Source organism: Pseudomonas sp. Irchel s3f19 (assembly GCF_900187555.1).
In the GTDB taxonomy this organism is placed as follows: Bacteria; Pseudomonadota; Gammaproteobacteria; order Pseudomonadales; family Pseudomonadaceae; genus Aquipseudomonas; species Aquipseudomonas capeferrum.
In genome coordinates, this window is the sequence record NZ_FYDW01000006.1 from 214,236 (window position 1) to 233,935 (window position 19,700).

Sequence of the window (19,700 nt, forward strand, 5' to 3'; positions counted from 1 at the left end):
CAAGGAGATCGACATGCGTCGCCAACTCAGCCTGGGCGCCTTCCTCATGGCCACCGGGCACCACGTGGCCGCCTGGCGCCACCCGGACGTACCGGCCGACCCCATGGACTTCAGCAGCTACCGCCGCGCCGCGCAGATCGCCGAGGCTGCCTGCTTCGACGCGTTGTTCGTCGCTGACAGCGTCGCCGCGCCAACTGACGCCTTGGCCAGCCACAGCGCCCGCTCCACCTACTTCGAGCCGCTGACCTTGCTCTCGGCACTGAGCGCAGTCACCGAGCACATCGGCCTGATCGCCACCGCCACCACCAGTTACAACGAGCCGTACCACGTGGCCCGCAAGTTCGCCTCGCTGGACCATCTGTCCGGTGGGCGCGCCGGCTGGAACCTGGTCACCTCCGATGCGGCCGCCGAAGCCGGCAACTTTGGCCGCCAGGCGCATATCCCGCATGCCGAGCGTTATGCCCGGGCCCGTGAGTTCCAGCAGGTGGTACAGGGCCTGTGGGACAGCTGGGCGGACAATGCCTTCGTGCGTGACAAGGCCAGCGGGTTGTTCCACCGCCCTGATGGCGTGCGCGCACTGAACCATGCCGGTGAGCACTTTCGCGTCAAAGGCCCGCTGAACGTTGCACGTTCGCCCCAGGGGCGGCCCGTGCTGGTTCAGGCCGGGTCCTCGCAAGCCGGTCGCGAGCTGGCCGCGCAAACTGCCGAAGTGGTGTTTACCGCGCAACCGAGCCTGGTCCGCGCCCAAGCCTTCTATGCCGACCTCAAGGACCGCCTGGCCGCTTACGGGCGGCACGAGGATTCGCTGAAGATCATGCCCGGCGTGTTTGTGGTGGTCGGGCACAGCCAGGCTGAAGCCGAAGAGAAGTTCCAGCAATTTCAGGAACGGGTCGACCCGCGTGTAGGCGTCGGTTTGCTCGGGCGCATGCTCGGCAACTTCGACCTGTCCGGTTACCCGCTTGACGGCCCGCTGCCCGAACTGCCGCCCACCGAAGATGGCCAGCGCAGCCGCCAGCAACTGCTTACCGAACTGGCCGGCAACGAACAACTGACACTGGCGCAGCTGGGCCGGCGCATCGCAGGCGGGCGAGGGCACTACAGCCTGATCGGCACTGCGACGCACATCGCCGATGAACTGCAGGCCTGGTTCGAGGGCCGCGGCGCTGATGGCTTCAACGTGCTGGTGCCGCACTTGCCCCTCGGGCTTGAGGATTTCGCCCACCAGGTCGTGCCCGAACTGCAGCGCCGCGGGCTGTTCCGCCGACAGTACCAGGGCCGAACCTTGCGTCAACACCTGGGCCTGCAACGCCCTGCCAATCCCTTCTTTACCGAACGAGGTCAACCATGAGCTACGCCGCCAACCCCGAGCGCTACGCGCGCATGCCTTACCGCCGTGTCGGCCGCAGTGGCCTGGTGTTACCGGCCCTGTCCCTGGGCCTGTGGCACAATTTTGGCGACGCGACGCCTATCGACACCCAGCGCGCCTTGCTGCGCACGGCATTCGATGCCGGCATCAACCACTTCGACCTGGCCAACAATTACGGCCCGCCCTATGGCAGCGCCGAGCGCAATTTCGGCCGGTTGCTGCGTGAGGACCTGCGCAGCTACCGCGACGAGCTGATCATCTCGAGCAAGGCGGGTTGGGACATGTGGCCTGGCCCGTACGGGCAGGGCGGCAGCTCGCGCAAATACCTGATCAGCAGCCTGGACCAGAGCCTGCAGCGCCTGGGCCTCGATTACGTCGACATCTTCTATTCGCACCGCTTCGATGCCGACACCCCGCTGGAGGAAACCGCCATTGCCCTGGCCGACATCGTGCGCCAGGGCAAGGCGCTGTATGTGGGCATTTCTTCCTACTCGGCCGGCAAGACCGCCGAGATTGCCGCACTGCTGGCTGAACTGAAAGTGCCATTGCTGATACACCAGCCTTCGTACAACCTGTTCAACCGCTGGATCGAGCGCGACCTGCTGGCCACCACCGACGCGCTCGGCGCCGGGGTGATCGTGTTCACCGCGCTGGCGCAGGGCCTGCTCAGCGACAAGTACCTGAACGGCATTCCCGCCGATGCCCGGGTCAACCGCGCTGGCGGTGGCTCGTTGTTGCCTCAGCACCTGTCGCAGGCCAACATCGCCCGTGCCCGTGCGCTCAACGACATTGCCCGTGAGCGTGGCCAGAGCCTGGCCCAGCTGGCCCTGGCCTGGACGCTGCGCGACCCGCGCGTGAGTTCGGCGCTGATTGGCGCGAGCCGGCCCGAGCAGATCATCGAAAACGTTGCCGCGCTCGACAACCTGGCGTTCACCCCCGAGGAGCTGGCGGCCATCGACCAGTACGCCGTGGAAGGCGGGATCAACCTCTGGGAAAAACCCTCGACCGACTGGAAGGAGTGACCGATGCGTGTGCTACGCCTTGCCGTCTTGCTGCTGCTGAGCTTTGTTGGAACTGCCCAGGCGGCGGACCCTGCGACGTTACGTATTGGCTATCAGAAGGGTTCGATCAGCCTGGTCCTGGCCAAGCAGCATGGTTTTCTGGAGCAGCGTTTTGCCAATACCCGGGTCCAATGGATCGAGTTCCCGGCCGGCCCACAGATGCTCGAGGCTCTGAATATTGGCAGCCTCGACATCGGCTCCACCGGCGACATCCCGCCGATCTTCGCCCAGGCGGCTGGTGCCGACCTGCTGTACATCGGCGCGGAACCACCCAAGCCGCAAGCCGAGGTGATCCTGGTGCCCAAGGGCAGCGCGGTCGCCAGCGTCGTTGACCTTAAGGGCAAGCGGATTGCCCTGCAGAAAGGTTCCAGTGCGCATAACCTGTTGCTGCGCAGCCTGGCCAAGGCCGGCTTGAGTATCCGCGATGTGCAGCCGGTGTACCTGGCGCCCGCCGATGCCCGCGCCGCGTTCGAGCGCGGCAGCGTGGATGCCTGGGCGATCTGGGACCCGTTCTATTCGGCGATCGACCTGGAGGGCAAGGCGCGGCTGCTGGCCGACGGCCAAGGGCTGGGGTTGATCGGGCCGTTCATGCTGGGGGCGCGTGGTTATGTCGAGGCAAATGGAACGTTCGTTGGCCAACTGCTCGATGAGATCAGCCGGGCCGAGGCCCTCACGCGCAGCGATGAAGCGGGCAGCATTCAGTTGCTGGCAAAGTTCATGGGGTTGCCGGAGGAGGTGGTACGGCGCAGCTTCAGCCATCGGCCAGCTTCGCCCGTGATACCGGTGAGCAATGAGATCATCGCGGCGCAGCAGCGCACGGCGGAGCTGTTTTTCCAGAACAAGGTGCTGCCCAAGCAAGTGGATATCGCCGGAGCGGTGTGGCAGCGGGATTGCACCTGTACTGTGGTGGGGGAGGCTGGCCCCACCACAAAAAATTAATCTAAATCAGATAGCTAGAGTTATATGTTAATAAGTTGCTTAAGGTGACTTTAAAGAGCTGCTGGCGGTTTCCAGGGTCAACCCCGCGCAAACGCCAGCAGCTTCTCGCCATCGAGCCGATACCGAAGCCACTCACTCTGCGCCTCGGCGCCCAACGACTGGTAAAACCCGATTGCCGGCGCGTTCCAGTCCAGCACGCTCCATTCCAGGCGCCCGCAATTGTTCTGCACGGCCTCGCTGGCAATATGGCGCAGCAGTTTGCGCCCAGCGCCATCGCCGCGCTGCTCGGGCGTCACGTACAGGTCTTCGAGGTAGATGCCATTGCGCCCGAGCCAGGTCGAGTAGCTGTAGAAGTACACGGCAAAACCAATCGCCAGGCCATCACGCTCGCAAATCAGGCTGTGCACGGTACTGCCTTCGTCAAACAGGCTGCGCTGGATGTCGTCGACAGACGCAACGACCTCGTGCCGGGCACGTTCGTAGTCGGCAAGCTCGGTGATGAATGCCAGAATCTGCGCGGCATCGGTACGCACGGCGGGGCGAATGGTGAGGCTCATGGGGCAGGCTTCCTTGAACTGAACGAGATCGGTACAGTATTTGTATCTGTTTAATTTAGCGAAATTGTACCGGTCGCAAGGTAGGGCGACTCCGTTAGTGTGACAGCACCAATAATGATTGTGGAATGCCTGCCATGCTTGCCTCTGCCGACCTGCTGACAGCTTTTGTGCTGTTTGCCTTCGTATCCTCCATCACCCCGGGGCCGAACAACACCATGCTGCTGGCCTCGGGCGTGAACTTCGGCGTGCGCCGTTCGATCCCGCATGCCATTGGCATCAGTGTCGGTTTCATGGTCATGGTGCTGGCAGTCGGTTTAGGGCTGGGTGAGGTGTTCAAGGCATGGCCGACGCTGTACACCATCCTGCGCTACACAGGCGCCGCCTACCTGCTGTACCTGGCCTGGAAGATCGCCACCTCGGGGCCGATCGGCACAGCCTCGGGCAGCGCCCGCAAACCGTTGGGCTTCTGGGGCGCTGCGGCATTTCAGTGGGTCAACCCCAAGGCCTGGGTAATGGCAGTGGGGGCAATCACCACCTACACACCGGCCCAGGGGTACGTGATGAACGTGGTCGTCATCGCCGCGCTGTTCGCCCTGGTCAACCTGCCCAGCGTCGGGGTCTGGGTCATGTTCGGCAGCGCCTTGCGCAACCTGTTGCAGAACCCGCGTTGGCTGATGCTGTTCAATGTCCTGATGGCCGTGCTACTGGTGATTTCGCTATACCCGCTGCTGTTTGTAGAATCGGCGTTTTCATAGACCGATGAGTACAGCAAGCCCATGCAGTTGATCCCGTGGTCCCACCATTGCTCCGAAGGCTTTACCCTGCGCGGCTGGCGTACGCCGGCCAGTGGCAAGCCTTTGCTGCATTTTCTGCATGGCAACGGCTTCTGCTGCCTGGCCTACCAGCCGTTGCTGATGCGCCTGGGCGAGCACTTCGACCTGTGGCTGTGCGATGTGCAAGGCCATGGCGACAGCGACCATGGCGGTGCGTTTCGCGGCTGGAACCGCACGGCTGAATTGGCAGTGGAGGCGTTCGAGCGCGGGCGTGGCGAATATGGCGAGGTGCCGCGTGTTGCCCTCGGGCACAGTTTTGGTGGCGTGCTCTCGGGGCTGATCCTGGCCAGTAAGCCGCAGTTGTTCGAGCGCGCCGTGCTGCTCGACCCGGTGTTGTTCAGCCGCAGCATGATTGGCGTGATGGGCGCCGCCGCGCTGGTTGGCCTGCACCAGCGCCACGCTTTGGCGCGCAAGGCTGCCAGCCGCCGCAGCCATTGGCCCGATCGTGAAACGGCGCTGGCCTCGCTGCAGGGCCGCGGTATCTTCAAAGGCTGGAGTGATGCGGCGCTGCAAGCCTATGTCGAGCATGCCATTGGCGATTGCGGCGAGGCGGTGGTACTCAAGTGTCGGCCCAGCCGCGAGGTGGAGATTTTCAGTTCGTTCCCCAAACGCATGTGGGCGAATCTGGCAGCGATCCAGACACCGACGCGGGTGCTGTATGGCGAACAGACCTACCCCTTCGTGCCACATTCGGTGAAGCGCCTGGTGGCGCTGAACCCGAACGTGACTGCCCAGCAGGTCGCGGGTGGGCACTGTTTCATGCAGGAGGACCCAGCGATGACAGCAGCGTCCGTGCTCAGCTTTCTAAACTGAAGTTTGTCCTATTGATGGAACGATGCATGCCATTTCAGCTGTCTACCGCCTGATTGGTATCATTGGTAAGGTGATCCCAGCCAAGAGAGGAGACTTCTCATGAAAAAGATTCTGGGTATTCACCGCAGCCCTCACCCCCACTGGGTAGGCGATGGCTTCCCGGTGCGCAGCCTGTTCACCTATGACAACCTGGCCAGCCAGATCAGCCCGTTCCTGTTGCTGGACTATGCCGGCCCGCACACCTTTACCCCGACCAGCGCCCGGCGCGGCGTCGGGCAACATCCGCACCGTGGTTTCGAGACCGTGACCCTCGTCTACCAGGGCGAACTGGAGCACCGTGACTCGACGGGGGCGGGTGGCCTGATCGGCCCAGGCGACGTGCAATGGATGACAGCTGCCAATGGCATCCTCCATGAAGAGTTCCACGCCCCGGCGTTTGCCCGCAGTGGCGGTACGCTGGAGATGGTGCAGCTGTGGGTCAACCTGCCTGCGCGTGACAAGCGCGCTGCGGCGGGGTACCAGACGCTGCTGGCCACGGACATCCCTGTGGTGGCGCTGGACGGCAACGGTGGCAGCCTGCGGGTGATCGCGGGTGAGTACCAAGGGCAGCCAGGCCCTGCGCGAACCTTTACCGCCATGGATGTCTGGGACATGCGTTTGAACGCCCAGTCGAGCGTGCAACTGCCCGTCGCGACGGGGCGTAATGCAGCCCTGGTGGTGTTGCGCGGCAGCGTGCGGGTCAACGGTGAACGCGAAGCCGGGCCGGCCAGCCTGGTGCTGTTCGAGCGTAGCGGTGAGGGCATTGCCATCGAGGCGCTGGAAGACGCCAGCGTGCTGTTGCTCAGCGGTGAACCGATCGATGAGCCGATCGTTGGCTACGGGCCGTTCGTGATGAACAGCGAGGCAGAAATCGCAGAATCGTTCGATGATTTCCATGCCGGACGGTTCGGGCAGATGCCGGCCGAGACCGCTCGTCGTTAACTGCCAGCAGCCGATCGAACAGTACAGGCCCACCAGCGATCTTCCACTAAGGTGCTAGATGATTCCCCGCACGATCATTGCTCCGGCGCATGGACGGCCGCCGGAGGATGCGCAATATCAATTGGCACCTTGCCTGGCAAAGGCGTACCTAACCAATAGGCCATCCAGTACAGAGAGGGTCGTACAATGTCGTTGATAGGCGTTTCAATGCTGGAAATGCGGCAGATGATTGAGCAAGCCTGCCTGCCTGATCGCTGCGAAGTCAGTTGCGCGGATGGCGCTCACCTGACCATTCGCCTGGGCCAGGGGAAAAGCTTGGAAGAGGGGGTGACCCTGACCGGGGTAGACCTGCAGGGCCTCAACAGTTGCCGCGACGTGGTGAACCTGCTTACGCAATTGCACGCGCTGCGTGACAAACCCACCACGCCGCTCAGGGCGATTGCCTGAGCCTGCCCGTAGAGCCCGGTCAGCCCAGGCTGGCCGGGCGCACATACTCCGGCATCAGGCCGTTGAACCAGAACAGGATCATCGACACCAGGATGGTCACCAGCACCAATAGGCCCACCCCCCACACACAGGCGGCGAACAGCATGGCCTGTTCTTTGCGCAAGCGTAAAAACGTCTGCAAACCGCCGAACAGCAGCACGCTGGCATACGCCGAGGCGGCCAACAGCGCCACCAGGGCCAGCCAGCGAATCGGCAGCAACCCGACCACTCCGGCAAAAAACCACGGCGTCGCGCAGTAGGCGGCAAAGCCGATGCATTGCTGCAGGCTGGGTTGTACATCAAAGCCGCGTGACATCCAGCGGATCATCACCCCCATGATCATCACCCCCACCACCGTGACGGCATACAGCAGACACGCCAGCTGCGCCGCGCTGGCGAGGCTCAGGCGCACGCGTTCTTCGCCGGCAAGGCTCCAGCCAAAGGTGGTAGTGCCGGCGAATAGGCACACGGCAGGGATCAACGCCAACGCCAGCAGGCGCGGCAGGTATTGCTGCGGGTGGTCTTCTTCCGCCCGGCGGATCTCTATCCAGGCATCGGATGGGTGGGTGAAGAGCTTGAGCAACGGACTGTTCATGGCGATCTCCAGAAGGCATGGGCTCTTGTGCTATGGAGACGTGGTGTTGCCGGCAGGTTCAGCCCACTTGGCCGCCGTTGATCGGCTTATTGCAACTCCAGCAACAGGTTGAGCCCCCCGTCGCCGCACTTGCCTTGGTCGCGCACCACGCCGCGGTAACTGCGGCCGTCCCAGACGAACGCCACGCTGTGGGCACGGTCGACTTTGTCGGGCAGTGGCGGGCAGATGTGCAAACGCAGCGCAGGGCGGCCCTGCAGGTTGATGGCGGCGAGCTGGCATTGGCATTCAACGCTCTGTGCCACAGGGCCGAATAACGTATCGCGTACGTAATCGAGCTGCAGCGAGGCGTTGGGAGAGCGGCCGGGCATTTTCATCGGTGCGCAGCTCCATGGCAGGGCGTGTAGGTCATGTCGGGCTCCTCGAAAAGACTGACGCTGCTCATCTTTAGAAGCCTTACCGGCGAAGATGTTCAAGTTTTTACGCCATTACCCCGCCTTGCGCAGGGTCAGGTTGATGCGCCGTTCACCCATGCGCGGATGCACGCCGGGTTTGATTGGCAACACCCCATGAAAGCGCAAGCGGTCCTCACCGCCCCAGACCAGCACATCGCCATGGTTCAGCGGTACATGCTGGGTCTTGTCCGCGCGTTGTAACCCGCCCAACAGGAACACCGCAGGCAAGCCCAGTGAAATCGACACGATCGGCTGGTCGTAGTCCTGTTCGTTGCGGTCTTGGTGCAAGCTCAGGCGGGTACCAGGCAGGTAGTGGTTGACCAGGCAGGCGTCGGCGACAAAATCGTCAAAGCCTGCGATGGCGGCTGCGCGACCTGCCAGGCTGAGCAGAACGGGCGGTAGCGCAGGCCAGGGCATGCCGCTTTGCGGGTCGGTGGAGGTGTAGCGGTAGCCGTGCGCATCACTGACCCAACCCAGCGCACCGCAATTGGTCAGCGCTACGGCCATGTGCAGGCCGCCTGGCGTCTGCATGTGCCGGAACGGCGCGGCGCGCAGCACTGGGCGCAGGGCGTCGAGCAGGGCCTCGAGCTCGGCCAGGGCGAAACCGGGCAGCAGCACGGTGTGGCTGGCCAGGCGTTGCGGCTGGGGGCCGAACAGGTCGAGGTCGGACTGGATCATGACGGGCGCACCGAATGGGGTGCTGACCATTGTAATGCTGTTGGCGTGCATGGCCTATTCGCGCCAAGCCCGCTGCAACAAAAAGGAACCGCGGCACTCGGGAGAGTGAGCACCGCGGTCCAAGGGGGAAGGGCTTACTTTTGAGTCACAGTGGCCGTGTTCGCGCTGCCCAGCTGGCTGATGGTGGCGGTTTGCGCGATACCGCTCTGGTCGACGAATGCCTTGTTGCCCTGGCCGCCCTGGGTCACGTAGGCGGCGTTGACGCTGTCGGTCTGTTTGATGGTGACCTCGTTGCCGCTACCGTAGAGCTGATTGGTGTGGCTCTGGTTGCTGTAGCCGGACTGGTCCAAGGTGATGGAGTTGCCGGTACCTTCGCTGCTGCCGAAGGCATAGTTGTCAGTGCCACGCTGGTCGGCGATGAGGATGTTGTCGCTGCCGTTCTGCTCGAAGAACAGCTCGTTGTTGCTGTCGGCCTGCTTGGTCTGCATCGCGTTGTTGTTGCCGGTCTGGTTCAGCGTGGCCAGCTGGTTGTCACCATTCTGCGTCAGGTTGACGCCGTTGCCGTTGCCGTACTGGTTGATAACGGCGGTCTGGTTGGTACCAAACTGGCCGCCCATCTTGTCGCCTTTCCAGTTGCTGGCGGTGATTTTGTTGCCGTTGCCTTGGGTGGTCACGGTCAGGTTGAGGTTTTCACCGTTCTGGTAGGTGTAGTGCAGGTTGTTGCTACCCTTCTGCGAAATGGTAGTGGTCGAGTTGTTGCTCTCGAACTGATCCGACCAGCTGGCGTTGGCCTTGCCATTTTGCGTCAGGCTGGCCTTGTTGGCTTCGCCGAAACTTTGGTCGATGTAGCCTTCGTTGAGCTGGCCGGTCTGAGTGACGTTGGCCTGGCTGCCCACCTGGGTGTCCTGCCATACCTCTACCGAGTTGCCAGTGCCGGTCTGGTTGAGGCCGATGGTGCCGCCTTGGCCGTCGCGCTGGTCACCGTAGGCCCAGTTCTCCTTGCCGTCCTGGTAGATCTGGATGTTGCCGTCGTTGTGGGTCAGGTGCTCGGCAGCGGCATAGTTGTCGGCGCCGGCCTGCATGATCAGGCTCTGGTTGTTGCTGCCGCCGAACATCTGCTCGGCGAAGGCTTCGTTGCGCTGGCCCGATTGCAGGGTGGTGACTTGGCTGCCTAGCTGGGTGTCCTGCCACACGGTCGAGTGGTTCTCGCTGCCTTGCTGGGTCTGCAGGACCTGGTTGTTTTCGCCCAGCGACTGGCTGGCGAAGGCATCGTTGTAGCTGCCCCCGGACTGCTGGGTGATCTGGCTGCCGTTTTCGAACAGTTGCTCGGCGTACCCTGCGTTGTACGAGCCGGTAGCGCTCTGCTGGATATCACTGGTGCTGTCGGCCTGCACTGCCAGGTGGTTGTGGCCCTTGCCGGTCTGGGTCTGGGTGGCCGAGGCGAACGGTGCGAGGGTCTGGGTCACTTCGGCAATGTTTTCCTTGCCGTCCTGAGTCTGCGTCGAAGTGCTGTCGGCAGCCATGACCTGACCTGCAAGGGCCAGGACGATAGCGGCACTTAGGGGAGCGAGCTTGAACATGGTGGTGCCTCCAGGTCTATCGGTATTGGGTGATCTGAACATGCTGGCCATTGCCGGCTTGGGTCACGGAGCTGTTGAGGCCCGTGCCGGACTGCACGATGCTGGCGCTGTTGTCGTTGCCGATCTGGTCGATGGCAGCGCTGTTGCTGCTGCCGCTCTGGCGGATCGACGCGCTGTTGCCATTACCCTGCTGGCTGATGCTGGCCATCAGGTCACTGCCTTCTTGCAGGATGTACGCCTCCTGTGCGCCCCCGGCCTGGACGATGCGGCCCAGCAGGGCCTGGCCGTTCTGGTCGAGGGCGGCGCGGTTGCCGTTGCCTTGCTGCTCGATCACCGCGGCCTGGCCGGCGCCGACCGGTAACAGACGGATGATCACGGGGTCGCCGAGGTCACTGCCGGGCGCAAGGTCGGCGTTGTCCATCAGGTCTTCGGCCCCCCTGGCCTGGCCCGCCAGGGCCAGGCAGAGCAGCAGTGGATACAGGCATTTCATGGCGTTCTCCGGCCTTTCACTGCACGACTACGTTGACGGTGCGGGTGGTGCCTGGGCTGGTGGTGATGGTCGCCGTCGGCGCGGCGGTCGGGATCACCGTGGTGCTGTTGCTGACGGCCAGGCGCCAGCGGCCGGTGACCGGTACCGTGGTGGTGCCCAATGTCTGCACGCCTGTGGTGGTGGTGACCCGCACGGTAACGACGTTGCCGGTGGTCACCGATGAGGTGCCGCTGATGTCCCAGTTGTAACGGTTGTTGGAGCGTGCCGTGACCGTGGCTGCGGTGACCGCGAAGGTCTCGGCGGCGGGGCGTGGCGACACGTTGACGGTGACGGTGGCGCTGTTGGACAGCGCCCCCAGCGCGTCACGCACCTGGTAGGTGAAGGTGGTGGTGAAGGCCGTCGTGACGGTCGCCGGTGGTGTGTAGGTGACAGTGGTGCCGTCAGTGCTGACGGTCCCTCTGCCTGCCGCCGGCTGGGTCACACTGGCAACCACCAGGGGCAGATTGCCTTCTGGATCGGTAGCGCCGGCCAGCGCGTTGATGGTGAGCGCTACACCGAGCGTGGCGACGGTTTGAGCGGCTGCGGTCGGCGCCTGGTTGGGTGCGACATTGACCGTAACCGTTGCCGGTTCCGACTTCAGGCCTTTGGCATCCACGGCCCGATAGCTGAAGGTGGCCACCAGCGGTTGCGTGGCCCCGACTGGCGGGGTGTAGGTCACCGACGTGCTGCCGTTGAGTACCACGCCGCCCAGGCCGGTACCCGGTTGGGTCAGGTCGCTGATGGTCAGCGGTACGTTGCCATCCGGGTCGCTGTCGTTCAGCAGCAGGTTCAGGCTCAGCGGCACCCCGACACTGGTGCTGCCAATATCGGCCTGGGCCAGCGGTGGCTGGTTGGCGGCTTCGACAGGCGCATTGCCCACCACCACTACAGGCTCGACATCGCTGCCGCCATGGCCAGATTTGACCGTGACGGTCGCAGGCGGCTGGGCAATATCGTTGACCGTCAGGCTTTGCAGCGTGCCGGACTTGGACAGCCGTCCGTAGCCTTGGGCCACCAGGTCAGGGATCGCCACTTCGTCGCTGGAGCGGGCTTCGATGAACAGGCGTTTGTTGGCCCAGTCGTAGCGTGCGGTGCTTACCTTGACCACATCGCTGAGCTTGCTCGACAACGCCGTTGGCTGTGTGGTGCCGGTGGCGCTGCTGCCGGTAACCACCACCACCGGTGGCGGCGCGGCCTGGCTCAGTTGCTGGCTGAAGAACAGCCCGTTGTTGTCCGGCAGCAGGCTGAACTGGCAAGGCGAAGGCGGTGAGCCGATCAATGCCAAGCCATTGCGCATGCACACGCTGGCATTGTTGGGCGCTTTGGCAAAGACCTCGACACGGGTCCCGGCGCCGTTGCGCGAGTAGGTGGCACGTTCCAGGGTGACGGGCGTTTGCGCGCGTTGATCGAGCACTTTGCCGGACACCGTGAAGGCGTTGGTCTGGATGGCGCCAGGTGGGCCTTCGATGCGCACGAAGTTGGTGTTGAAGGGGCTGCCGACCACCGCTTCGGTGATGTTCGGGTCGCCGATAAAGGTTTCGGTCGAGCCGGTGTCCGGGTTGACCGCCGTATAGGGGCCGCCGACGCCGCGTAGCCAAGGCCCGAGGTTACCGTTGAGTGGCCCGCGGAAGTTGCCTGGCGCGCCGATACCGATGTCGCGGGTGATGTTGATCGCCCGCCGGCCGGCCGTGGTGACGTTGACCGTCTCTACCCCGTAAGGGTGGGTAATGGTGTAGACGCCTGTGCGCGGCACCGAGGCGCGGATTCGGATGCGGGCAAAGCTCTGCTGGTCGCCGTCCACCGGGTTCTCGGCGGCAAACGCCGCTTCCAGGCCGGCGACGTATACTTCCAGCTCGTAGCCACTGTTGCCTACCTGCGGTATCTCGGTCTCGGCCAGGAACCAGAACATCTCTGGCGGCCAGTTATCGGGGAATACCAGCGGCAGGGTATCGTCATAGATGCCAGGTTCGGGCAGCAGGGTGCACATGTAGGCAGGGGCGCCGGGGCCACCAGGTGCTCGGGTGCTGGTGGCCCGCGACTGGCACAACTCCAGCGACAGGTCGTTGGCGTCCTTGTACCACATGGGATAACCACCAGTGGCAAAGGTGTACGGGCCTGGGTCGACATCGGACAACGCGGCAAAGGCGGCGCTGGTGACGGTGAGGGAAAAACCGGCGGCGAACAGCGCACGGCGTGGCCAAGTGTTCATGCTGCCTCCTTGAAGGCTGAGCCTTTGTCTGTTCATGGCACCAGCACCACGTCTTCGCTGTCGCTGCCACCATTGGCGCTGGTGACTTGCACCTTGGCCGGGGGGATGGGCGAGAGGGTTGTGCTCAATGTCTTCACGGCGCCGTTGCCACTGAGGTTGCCGATCAACGTGCCGTTGGCGGTGTGGGCGGTCAGCACAGGCGGGCTGGTTTCATCGCTGGTGCTGGCGACCAGCGTCAGCTGGCCGGTTGACAGGCGGTATTCGGCCTGGGTGATGGTCACCAGGTCGGTCAGTGGCAGGTTGGCTGTGGTCAGGCTGCTGGTCGGGATGGCCACACTGTTGTCGGCGGTCAGCACCAGCGTTGTTGGCACCGCTGGGTTGAGAACCGACTGGGCATACCAGGCACCGGTGCCGTTGGCTTCGGTCAGGCTCAGGTTTGGGGTCTGGCTGGTCAGGGTAACGGTCGCAGGCGGCGGCGGGGCCATGACGAACACATCTTGCTGGGCGCGCAGGTCGCCATTTTCGGCACGCCGCGAGTAGGTGGTGCGTAGCGGCATCAACGGGGTAGGCAGGGCGACGTTGGAGAGCTTGCCTGAGATCGAGAATAGCTCGGTACGCAGGTCGATGCCGCCGGGGCCTTCGATGCGCACGAAGTTGGTGTTGAACGGGCTGCCGGTCACACGCTCTTCCAGGTTCGGGTCGCCAATGAAGCGTTCGCTGCCCTCGGTGTAAGGGCCGTTTACGCTGCGCAGGAACGGGCCGACATCGCCTTTGAGCGCACCGGTAAAGTCGCCTGCACCGGCGATGCCGATGTCGCGGGTCATGTTGATTGCCCGACGCCCGCCGGCCGGTACATCGAACACATCGACACCATAGGGGTGGGTGACCACGTAGGTGCCTGCCGTCGGTACATCCACCCGGATCCGCACCCGGGCGAAGCTGACTTGATCGCCTTCGACCGGTTCTTCGGCGGCGAACGCCGCCTCGATGGCCGTGCCGTAGCTCAGGTCGATGCCGCGTGCCGCGTCGACGATGGCGGCGTCAGCGGTAAACCAGAAGGCCTCGTCGGGGAAGTTGGTGGGGAAGGCGATGGGTTGGGTGTCATCGAACACCCCGGGGGTTGGCAGCAGTGTGCACATGTACGCCGGTGCGCCGGGCGCGCCGGCGGCCCTGGAACTCACCGCTTTGGTCAGGCACAGGTCGAGGGTACGACCGTGGCTATCCTGGTACCAACCGGCAAAGTTGCCGTTGCCAAGGTTATAGGGACCGGGGTCGACAGCGTTCAACGCAGCCTGCGCCGGGAGCTGGAGCATGCCGGCGAAAATCGCCACTGCCAGCGGGTGGGGTATCGGTCGGTGCATGAGTCAATTCCTCCTGCAAACGGGCCCATGGACTTGGGGCGTCTGGCAGGAGATCGGCAATAGGCGTGCCAAAACGATCTCATTGGGTTGCAAGCCCTGCGGCACAAGGGCTGCTGACCCTTCGTCAGGTTTTCCTGGAACTTGCCTATGGGCCCCGTACCCCCAGCATTGGGGGTTGGGGCCGGTGGTTGCTACCCACTCCCGAGAGCCGCTGGGGCTTGAGCGCAGCCTGCTTCTATATCGGCGATTTTGGCGCTTTGGGTGTACGCGGTTTACGTGGCTTTTTCGCTGGGCGCTTGCCAGGTTTGAGCTGCCAGCGGTCGGCATTGGCGAGCAGTCGCTCTTGGATTTCGGGCGGGTAGTCACTCAAGGTAGTGGGTGAAGGCACGGGTTTACCGGGCAAACCGGCCTCACGGATCACCTTCGGCCAGCGGGGTCGCCAGCACAGCAGCAGGCTGACCCAGTGCGCGGTGCCGATGATGACGAAAGCGGGCCAGACCATGAGCATTGCAAGTTTGAACAGCCAACTGCTATTGCGGAAGAAACGGCCAAGGCCTTCGAACTGGGCGCTGAATGCCTGAATGGGCGAAGGTAGCTGGGTACTCAGACGGGGGCGGGGGACGGCGTGCGGGCCTTCTTCCATGTAGCGGCGGATGAATTCCCATTCATCACGGAGTTCACTGCCGCCTTGGCCTTGTTTACCGAGTAGGGCCATTTCCATGTGGGGAAGGCCGGTATGGATGGGGTGCCAGATCAGGCCAAGTCTCATTCCAACGCTGAGCGGGTCGTCTTCTGGATATAAAACCGTGCTTCCGGTGGTTTTCCACGGAAATGTCACAATACCGCCGCAATATTTTGGTCTATGGAGGTGGACCTGTTGTGTTATTCGGTTGAAGCGAATGAGCAGATGACGGCTTGTCAGCATTTCCAGTCGGGTTAATTTTATGCCATATTTTGAGTATAGGTATAGTATGGCACCTGCAACTAGGGTCATGATTAGGGTGAGCGAAACGCTTAGAAATGAGCGTGTAGCATGATCCGTTATGTCAACCCATAAGAAACTTACTGCGGAGAATGTCGTGACGCTAATGACAGGCATAACTCCGCCGAGCACTGCAAGTGTTAAGAGACCACGTTTCTCTTCAGACCCTCCGCAGCGCATTTCCAAAAATGTCTCGTTAAAAGCGAAAGTGGGTCCTCTCGTATGAGGCCTTTCGCTTACGGACTGGAAATGCATCTCTTCTTCCAAGTCACCCTGGTATAAATCTTGACTGGTATGGTTTTCTGCAGCTGTCATCTCTGCTTCGTGCGCGTCGCGTGCAGACGCAGACTGGATTGCCATTCGCCAAAAACCCCATTCAATCATAAACATTATAAGTCCTCACTGAGTGTTGAATGCCATGACTTAAATTTAGGGGCAATCCTTCCTTAGTGCAGAAGCAGCTGGCTATGTACCCGCTCTCCAATACATATCCGGCAAGCAGCACGAGCTTTTTAAAGTTCGCACTTTAATTGGAATCTTGCCCGCCGCTCTTTTATGTCGATATTTTTCGCGCTCTGGGCGTACGCGGTTTACGTGGCTTTTTCTCTGGGCGCTTGCCAGGTTTGAGCTGCCAGCGGTCGGCATTGGCCAGCAGGCGTTCTTGGATTTCGGGCGGGTAGTCACTCAAGGTGGTGGGTGAAGGTACTGGTTTACCGGGCAAACCGGCCTCACGGATCACCTTCGGCCAGCGGGGTCGCCAGCACAGCAGCAGGCTGATCCAGTGCGCGGTGCCGATGATGACGAAAGCGGGCCAGACAATGAGAATTGCGAGTTTGAACAGCCAACTGCTATTGCGGAAGAAACGGCCAAGGCCTTCGAACTGGGCGCTGAATGCCTGGATGGGCGAGGGCAGTTGAGTGCTCAGACGGGGACGTGGGACGGCGTGTGGGCCTTCTTCCATGTAGCGGCGGATGAATTCCCATTCATCACGGAGTTCGCTGCCGCCCTGGCCTTGCTTGCCGATCAGGGCCATTTCCATATGGGGGAGGCCGGTGTGGCTGGGGTGCCAGATCAGGCCAAGTCTCATCCCCACGCTGAGCGAGTCATCCTCTGGGTAGAGTCCCGTGCTTCCCGTTGTTCTCCATGGAAATGTTGCGATGCCACCACATGAAGTTGGTCGATGAAGATGAACTTGCTGAGTTTTCCGATTGAAGCGGACAAGGAGGTGTCGGCTAGTCAGTATTTCTAACCGGGTGAAGCGAAATCCATACTTGGCATAAAAATAATATACCGCACCGCCAATCGATAACATGTAGAGGCTGAATGAAACAGAGAATACGGAAAGAAAGTCGGCTTGGGTTGCATTGATGTATATAGAGAAGAACGTTACACGAAGCCAGGCATAAGTCATAGGCCCTAGACCTCCAAGCGTCATCAACGTGATTAAACCACGCTTTTCTTCTGAGCCGCCACAGCGCATATCCATGTAGGTTTCATTGAACGCAAATATGGGGCCGCGTGAGCGAGGGGTATTGCTTACGGGCCTAAAGTGAACATCCTCCCTCAACTTACTCTCATATAGGTCTATTGCTACAGACTTATCTGTCGGCGCCATCACAGTATCGGCCGCCTTGCGTGCTGCCTCTGACTCTGTGCATGTTTTCCATAACCCCCATTCGATCAAAAACATTAATCCACCCGTCACTGAGCGCCTACTGCAGCGCTTTGAATTTTTTTGCTCTTTACGGATTCTCTAGCTTTTGCCAATGCTAATGCAGCTAGGGCTGCATTACTTTTTCAACGCATATCCGTCCAATAGTCCCGATTTTGTAAAATTCATTTGAGTTAGGTTCATATCAGCACACTTTTATGTCGATGATTTTGGCGCTCTGGGTGTACGCGGTTTACGTGGCTTTTTCTCTGGGCGCTTGCCAGGTTTGAGCTGCCAGCGATCGGCATTGGCAAGCAGTCGCTCTTGGATTTCGGGCGGGTAGTCACTCAAGGTAGTGGGTGAAGGTACTGGTTTACCCGGCAAACCGGCCTCACGGATCACCTTCGGCCAGCGGGGTCGCCAGCACAGCAGCAGGCTGACCCAGTGCGCGGTGCCGATGATGACGAAAGCGGGCCAGACCATGAGCATTGCGAGTTTGAACAGCCAACTGCTTTTGCGGAAAAAACGGCCAAGGCCTTCGAACTGGGCGCTGAATGCCTGGATGGGCGAAGGTAGCTGGGTGCTCAGGCGGGGGCGGGGGACGGCGTGCGGGCCTTCTTCCATGTAGCGGCGGATGAATTCCCATTCATCACGGAGTTCGCTGCCGCCCTGGCCTTGTTTGCCGAGCAGGGCCATTTCCATATGGGGGAGGCCGGTGCGGCTGGGGTGCCAGATCAGGCCAAGTCTCATTCCAACGCTGAGCGGGTCGTCCGCTGGATCAAGACCTGTGCTTCCGGTGCTTTTCCATGGAAATGTGACGATACCGCCGCAATAGCTTGGTCTATGCAGGTGGACTTGCTGTGTTATTCGGTTGAAGCGGATGAGCAGATGGCGGCTTGTCAGCATTTCCAGTCGGGTTAGTTGTATTCCATACTTCGAATACAAGTAAAGTATGGCAGCCGTGGCAGATAGCATTATAAGTGTTGCGAGTATCGTGATTAATGAGCGGCTTTCATGATCGGTTATGTCCATCCATATAAAGCCAATAGTCATGATCATAGAGATAATGATCATCGGCGCAATTCCTCCAACAGTCGCGAGCGTAATAAGGCCGCGTTTCTCTTCAGACCCTCCGCAGCGCATTTCCAAAAATGTCTCGTTAAAAGCGAAAACGGGACCTCTAGTATGAGGCGTTTCGCTTACGGATTGGAAATGCATCTCTTCTTCTAAGTCACGCTGGTAAAAATCTTGATCAGCACGTTTTTCCGCAGGTGTCATCTCTGCTTCGAGCGCGTCGCGTGCAGATTCAGACTGGGTTGCCATTCGCCAAAATCCCCATTCGATCAAATACATTATGAAACCTCCCTGAACGCTGAATGCAATGCTATTAATTCTTCCTGTTCTTCATAGGCATTTGAGCTTCTTTCAATGCGAAAGCTACTGCGCTTGCACCACTTTTCCAAGCTGTCGTCTTCAAACAAATAAATCAATATTGTTAGGGGTAGGCCTGCCCAGAAGGCACCTAAAACTAAGCGGGCAAGTACTAGGCGGGCGGCTTGCGTTCCTATTGATTTGGCGAGTGATCCGGCGGCAGAGGCCAGCATCCTTACAAACTTAGTCCTAGCGTTACGGGATAAATGGTCAAAAAGTGGTTTGGCAATTGCGACGGCTGTTCCCAATTCAACCAGTGTGAGTGTGATAGTCGCCGCCGCTCGTACAAAATAGGTAATAGCCAAGAGCTTGGAGTTTTTTTTGCTCTGTCCGATAGGTCCATCCAGACTATTCTTGAAATGCTCAGATGCATCCGCAAAATCCCACCAAGCCAGCACGAAGCCTCCCATCCCAGCCAGACCAGCCCCCCAAAGCTTCAATCTCCCCAACGTCGCCGCAGCGCCTCTCCCGGTCACGCTATTCGCGCCATACCTCACCACCACCTGATCCACATAAATGGCGCCAACTTCAAACCCGGCCGCAGCCGTGGTCATGGCCGCTGCCAAAAGCTTGGTCTTCACCCGCGCATCACTGTCGGGCAGCTCTCGTGCCTTGAATGCCATTAGCATTCCTTCCAGTAGGCAAACCAGCCCGGAGACACGCACTTAGCGACAGGGCTGTTACGTAGTGCTGGGCGGTAGCCGGCTGTAACACGTCTGCCCAGTTCGAGCGTTTGGGTGAGCGAGTCCATGGGTGTGTGCCTCAGGCCTTGGTGCGCAGGTATAGCTGCACGTTGTCGATAAGGGCGGTCCGCTGCTTGCGTGAGCTTTTATGTCGGTATTTTTCGCGCTTTGGGTGTACGCGGTTTACGTGGCTTTTTCGCTGGGCGCTTGCCAGGTTTGAGCTGCCAGCGGTCGGCATTGGCGAGCAGTCGCTCTTGGATTTCGGGCGGGTAGTCACTCAAGGTAGTGGGTGAAGGCACGGGTTTACCAGGCAAACCGGCCTCACGGATCACCTTCGGCCAGCGGGGTCGCCAGCACAGCAGCAGGCTGACCCAGTGCGCGGTGCCGATGATGACGAAAGCGGGCCAGACCATGAGCATTGCAAGTTTGAACAGCCAACTGCTATTGCGGAAGAAACGGCCAAGGCCTTCGAACTGGGCGCTGAATGCCTGAATGGGCGAAGGTAGCTGGGTG

Annotated in this window: 19 protein-coding genes and 1 pseudogene; 7 read left to right on the top strand and 13 right to left on the bottom strand. The window is 61.1% G+C overall.

Annotated elements, in window-relative coordinates; genetic code table 11:
- The first annotated feature begins 13 nt into the window (after positions 1 to 13).
- Genes CKW22_RS16670 through CKW22_RS16680 form a run of 3 tightly spaced genes read left to right on the top strand, consistent with a single transcriptional unit; the run spans position 14 to position 3,366 of the window.
- Positions 14 to 1,348 carry an LLM class flavin-dependent oxidoreductase gene (locus CKW22_RS16670; protein WP_033697995.1) on the top strand — a complete coding sequence of 445 codons (1,335 nt, stop codon included), beginning with the start codon at positions 14 to 16 and terminating at the stop codon, positions 1,346 to 1,348.
- The gene (gene mgrA, locus CKW22_RS16675; protein ID WP_033697994.1) at positions 1,345 to 2,388 is read left to right on the top strand and encodes an L-glyceraldehyde 3-phosphate reductase; all 1,044 of its coding nucleotides are present in this window, start codon (positions 1,345 to 1,347) and stop codon (positions 2,386 to 2,388) included. Before CKW22_RS16670 ends, mgrA begins: the two co-directional genes overlap by 4 nt.
- A gap of 3 nt (positions 2,389 to 2,391) precedes the next feature.
- Positions 2,392 to 3,366, top strand: a complete 975-nt coding sequence (locus CKW22_RS16680) for an aliphatic sulfonate ABC transporter substrate-binding protein (protein WP_050506060.1) — start codon at positions 2,392 to 2,394, stop codon at positions 3,364 to 3,366.
- Between the two features lie 77 nt (positions 3,367 to 3,443).
- On the opposite strand, the gene CKW22_RS16685 is transcribed toward CKW22_RS16680, so the two are convergent.
- Complete coding sequence (locus tag CKW22_RS16685; RefSeq protein WP_033697993.1) at positions 3,444 to 3,923, bottom strand: GNAT family N-acetyltransferase; 480 nt, start codon at positions 3,921 to 3,923, stop codon at positions 3,444 to 3,446.
- A gap of 125 nt (positions 3,924 to 4,048) precedes the next feature.
- Between CKW22_RS16685 and CKW22_RS16690 the strand changes: the two genes are divergently transcribed.
- The 4 genes from CKW22_RS16690 to CKW22_RS16705 all read left to right on the top strand — a co-directional run bounded on the left by CKW22_RS16690 (position 4,049) and on the right by CKW22_RS16705 (position 6,997).
- Positions 4,049 to 4,678, top strand: coding sequence for a LysE family translocator (locus tag CKW22_RS16690; RefSeq protein ID WP_177447950.1), 630 nt, complete (start codon positions 4,049 to 4,051; stop codon positions 4,676 to 4,678).
- Positions 4,679 to 4,699: 21 nt separating this feature from the next.
- Positions 4,700 to 5,569, top strand: coding sequence for an alpha/beta fold hydrolase (locus CKW22_RS16695; protein ID WP_033697992.1), 870 nt, complete (start codon positions 4,700 to 4,702; stop codon positions 5,567 to 5,569).
- 99 nt (positions 5,570 to 5,668) lie between these two features.
- Positions 5,669 to 6,550 (top strand): pirin family protein, encoded by an 882-nt coding sequence (locus CKW22_RS16700; RefSeq protein WP_047583216.1) that lies wholly within the window; start codon positions 5,669 to 5,671, stop codon positions 6,548 to 6,550.
- Positions 6,551 to 6,736: 186 nt separating this feature from the next.
- On the top strand, positions 6,737 to 6,997 hold the full coding sequence (locus tag CKW22_RS16705; RefSeq protein ID WP_095064439.1) for a DUF1652 domain-containing protein: 261 nt from the start codon (positions 6,737 to 6,739) through the stop codon (positions 6,995 to 6,997).
- A gap of 19 nt (positions 6,998 to 7,016) precedes the next feature.
- Here the strand turns inward: CKW22_RS16705 and CKW22_RS16710 are convergent, their stop codons facing one another.
- The 12 genes and pseudogenes from CKW22_RS16710 to CKW22_RS16765 all read right to left on the bottom strand — a co-directional run.
- A complete protein-coding gene (locus tag CKW22_RS16710; protein WP_095064440.1) occupies positions 7,017 to 7,631 on the bottom strand; it encodes a Yip1 family protein in 615 nt (204 codons plus the stop codon).
- Between the two features lie 86 nt (positions 7,632 to 7,717).
- Complete coding sequence (locus CKW22_RS16715) at positions 7,718 to 8,005, bottom strand: hypothetical protein (RefSeq protein ID WP_033697988.1); 288 nt, start codon at positions 8,003 to 8,005, stop codon at positions 7,718 to 7,720.
- Between the two features lie 111 nt (positions 8,006 to 8,116).
- Positions 8,117 to 8,761, bottom strand: a complete 645-nt coding sequence (gene alkB / locus CKW22_RS16720; RefSeq protein ID WP_095064485.1) for a DNA oxidative demethylase AlkB — start codon at positions 8,759 to 8,761, stop codon at positions 8,117 to 8,119.
- Between the two features lie 134 nt (positions 8,762 to 8,895).
- Positions 8,896 to 10,341: a curlin gene (locus CKW22_RS16725; protein WP_033697987.1), complete on the bottom strand. Its 1,446-nt coding sequence runs from the start codon at positions 10,339 to 10,341 to the stop codon at positions 8,896 to 8,898.
- A gap of 16 nt (positions 10,342 to 10,357) precedes the next feature.
- The gene (locus CKW22_RS16730) at positions 10,358 to 10,831 is read right to left on the bottom strand and encodes a curlin (RefSeq protein WP_033697986.1); all 474 of its coding nucleotides are present in this window, start codon (positions 10,829 to 10,831) and stop codon (positions 10,358 to 10,360) included.
- A gap of 16 nt (positions 10,832 to 10,847) precedes the next feature.
- Complete coding sequence (locus CKW22_RS16735) at positions 10,848 to 13,079, bottom strand: Ig-like domain-containing protein (protein ID WP_033697985.1); 2,232 nt, start codon at positions 13,077 to 13,079, stop codon at positions 10,848 to 10,850.
- A 32-nt stretch (positions 13,080 to 13,111) separates the two neighbouring features.
- Positions 13,112 to 14,440 (bottom strand): hypothetical protein, encoded by a 1,329-nt coding sequence (locus tag CKW22_RS16740; protein ID WP_033697984.1) that lies wholly within the window; start codon positions 14,438 to 14,440, stop codon positions 13,112 to 13,114.
- A gap of 235 nt (positions 14,441 to 14,675) precedes the next feature.
- Positions 14,676 to 15,812 (bottom strand): DUF6708 domain-containing protein, encoded by a 1,137-nt coding sequence (locus CKW22_RS16745; RefSeq protein WP_095064441.1) that lies wholly within the window; start codon positions 15,810 to 15,812, stop codon positions 14,676 to 14,678.
- A 163-nt stretch (positions 15,813 to 15,975) separates the two neighbouring features.
- Positions 15,976 to 17,112 (bottom strand): DUF6708 domain-containing protein, encoded by a 1,137-nt coding sequence (locus CKW22_RS16750; protein WP_095064442.1) that lies wholly within the window; start codon positions 17,110 to 17,112, stop codon positions 15,976 to 15,978.
- A gap of 177 nt (positions 17,113 to 17,289) precedes the next feature.
- Positions 17,290 to 18,426: a DUF6708 domain-containing protein gene (locus CKW22_RS16755; protein WP_095064443.1), complete on the bottom strand. Its 1,137-nt coding sequence runs from the start codon at positions 18,424 to 18,426 to the stop codon at positions 17,290 to 17,292.
- Positions 18,426 to 19,169: pseudogene (locus CKW22_RS16760) on the bottom strand (hypothetical protein); the annotation flags it as partial. The pseudogene CKW22_RS16760 and the gene CKW22_RS16755, both read right to left, overlap by 1 nt.
- Positions 19,170 to 19,333: 164 nt before the next feature.
- A partial coding sequence (locus tag CKW22_RS16765; RefSeq protein WP_095064444.1) for a hypothetical protein occupies positions 19,334 to 19,700 on the bottom strand: 367 nt, incomplete at its 5' end.

What these genes read in the sequence shown, in the direction of transcription:
- CKW22_RS16705 (WP_095064439.1), top strand. Translation starts at nt 6,737, where the DNA reads ATGTCGTTGATAGGCGTTTCAATGCTGGAAATGCGGCAGATGATTGAG.
- CKW22_RS16725 (WP_033697987.1), bottom strand. Translation starts at nt 10,341, where the DNA reads ATGTTCAAGCTCGCTCCCCTAAGTGCCGCTATCGTCCTGGCCCTTGCA.
- alkB (WP_095064485.1), bottom strand. Translation starts at nt 8,761, where the DNA reads ATGATCCAGTCCGACCTCGACCTGTTCGGCCCCCAGCCGCAACGCCTG.
- CKW22_RS16730 (WP_033697986.1), bottom strand. Translation starts at nt 10,831, where the DNA reads ATGAAATGCCTGTATCCACTGCTGCTCTGCCTGGCCCTGGCGGGCCAG.
- CKW22_RS16690 (WP_177447950.1), top strand. Translation starts at nt 4,049, where the DNA reads ATGCCTGCCATGCTTGCCTCTGCCGACCTGCTGACAGCTTTTGTGCTG.
- CKW22_RS16755 (WP_095064443.1), bottom strand. Translation starts at nt 18,426, where the DNA reads ATGTATTTGATCGAATGGGGATTTTGGCGAATGGCAACCCAGTCTGAA.
- CKW22_RS16740 (WP_033697984.1), bottom strand. Translation starts at nt 14,440, where the DNA reads ATGCACCGACCGATACCCCACCCGCTGGCAGTGGCGATTTTCGCCGGC.
- mgrA (WP_033697994.1), top strand. Translation starts at nt 1,345, where the DNA reads ATGAGCTACGCCGCCAACCCCGAGCGCTACGCGCGCATGCCTTACCGC.
- CKW22_RS16710 (WP_095064440.1), bottom strand. Translation starts at nt 7,631, where the DNA reads ATGAACAGTCCGTTGCTCAAGCTCTTCACCCACCCATCCGATGCCTGG.
- CKW22_RS16685 (WP_033697993.1), bottom strand. Translation starts at nt 3,923, where the DNA reads ATGAGCCTCACCATTCGCCCCGCCGTGCGTACCGATGCCGCGCAGATT.
- CKW22_RS16735 (WP_033697985.1), bottom strand. Translation starts at nt 13,079, where the DNA reads ATGAACACTTGGCCACGCCGTGCGCTGTTCGCCGCCGGTTTTTCCCTC.
- CKW22_RS16680 (WP_050506060.1), top strand. Translation starts at nt 2,392, where the DNA reads ATGCGTGTGCTACGCCTTGCCGTCTTGCTGCTGCTGAGCTTTGTTGGA.
- CKW22_RS16745 (WP_095064441.1), bottom strand. Translation starts at nt 15,812, where the DNA reads ATGTTTATGATTGAATGGGGTTTTTGGCGAATGGCAATCCAGTCTGCG.
- CKW22_RS16750 (WP_095064442.1), bottom strand. Translation starts at nt 17,112, where the DNA reads ATGTTTTTGATCGAATGGGGGTTATGGAAAACATGCACAGAGTCAGAG.
- CKW22_RS16700 (WP_047583216.1), top strand. Translation starts at nt 5,669, where the DNA reads ATGAAAAAGATTCTGGGTATTCACCGCAGCCCTCACCCCCACTGGGTA.
- CKW22_RS16670 (WP_033697995.1), top strand. Translation starts at nt 14, where the DNA reads ATGCGTCGCCAACTCAGCCTGGGCGCCTTCCTCATGGCCACCGGGCAC.
- CKW22_RS16695 (WP_033697992.1), top strand. Translation starts at nt 4,700, where the DNA reads ATGCAGTTGATCCCGTGGTCCCACCATTGCTCCGAAGGCTTTACCCTG.
- CKW22_RS16715 (WP_033697988.1), bottom strand. Translation starts at nt 8,005, where the DNA reads ATGAAAATGCCCGGCCGCTCTCCCAACGCCTCGCTGCAGCTCGATTAC.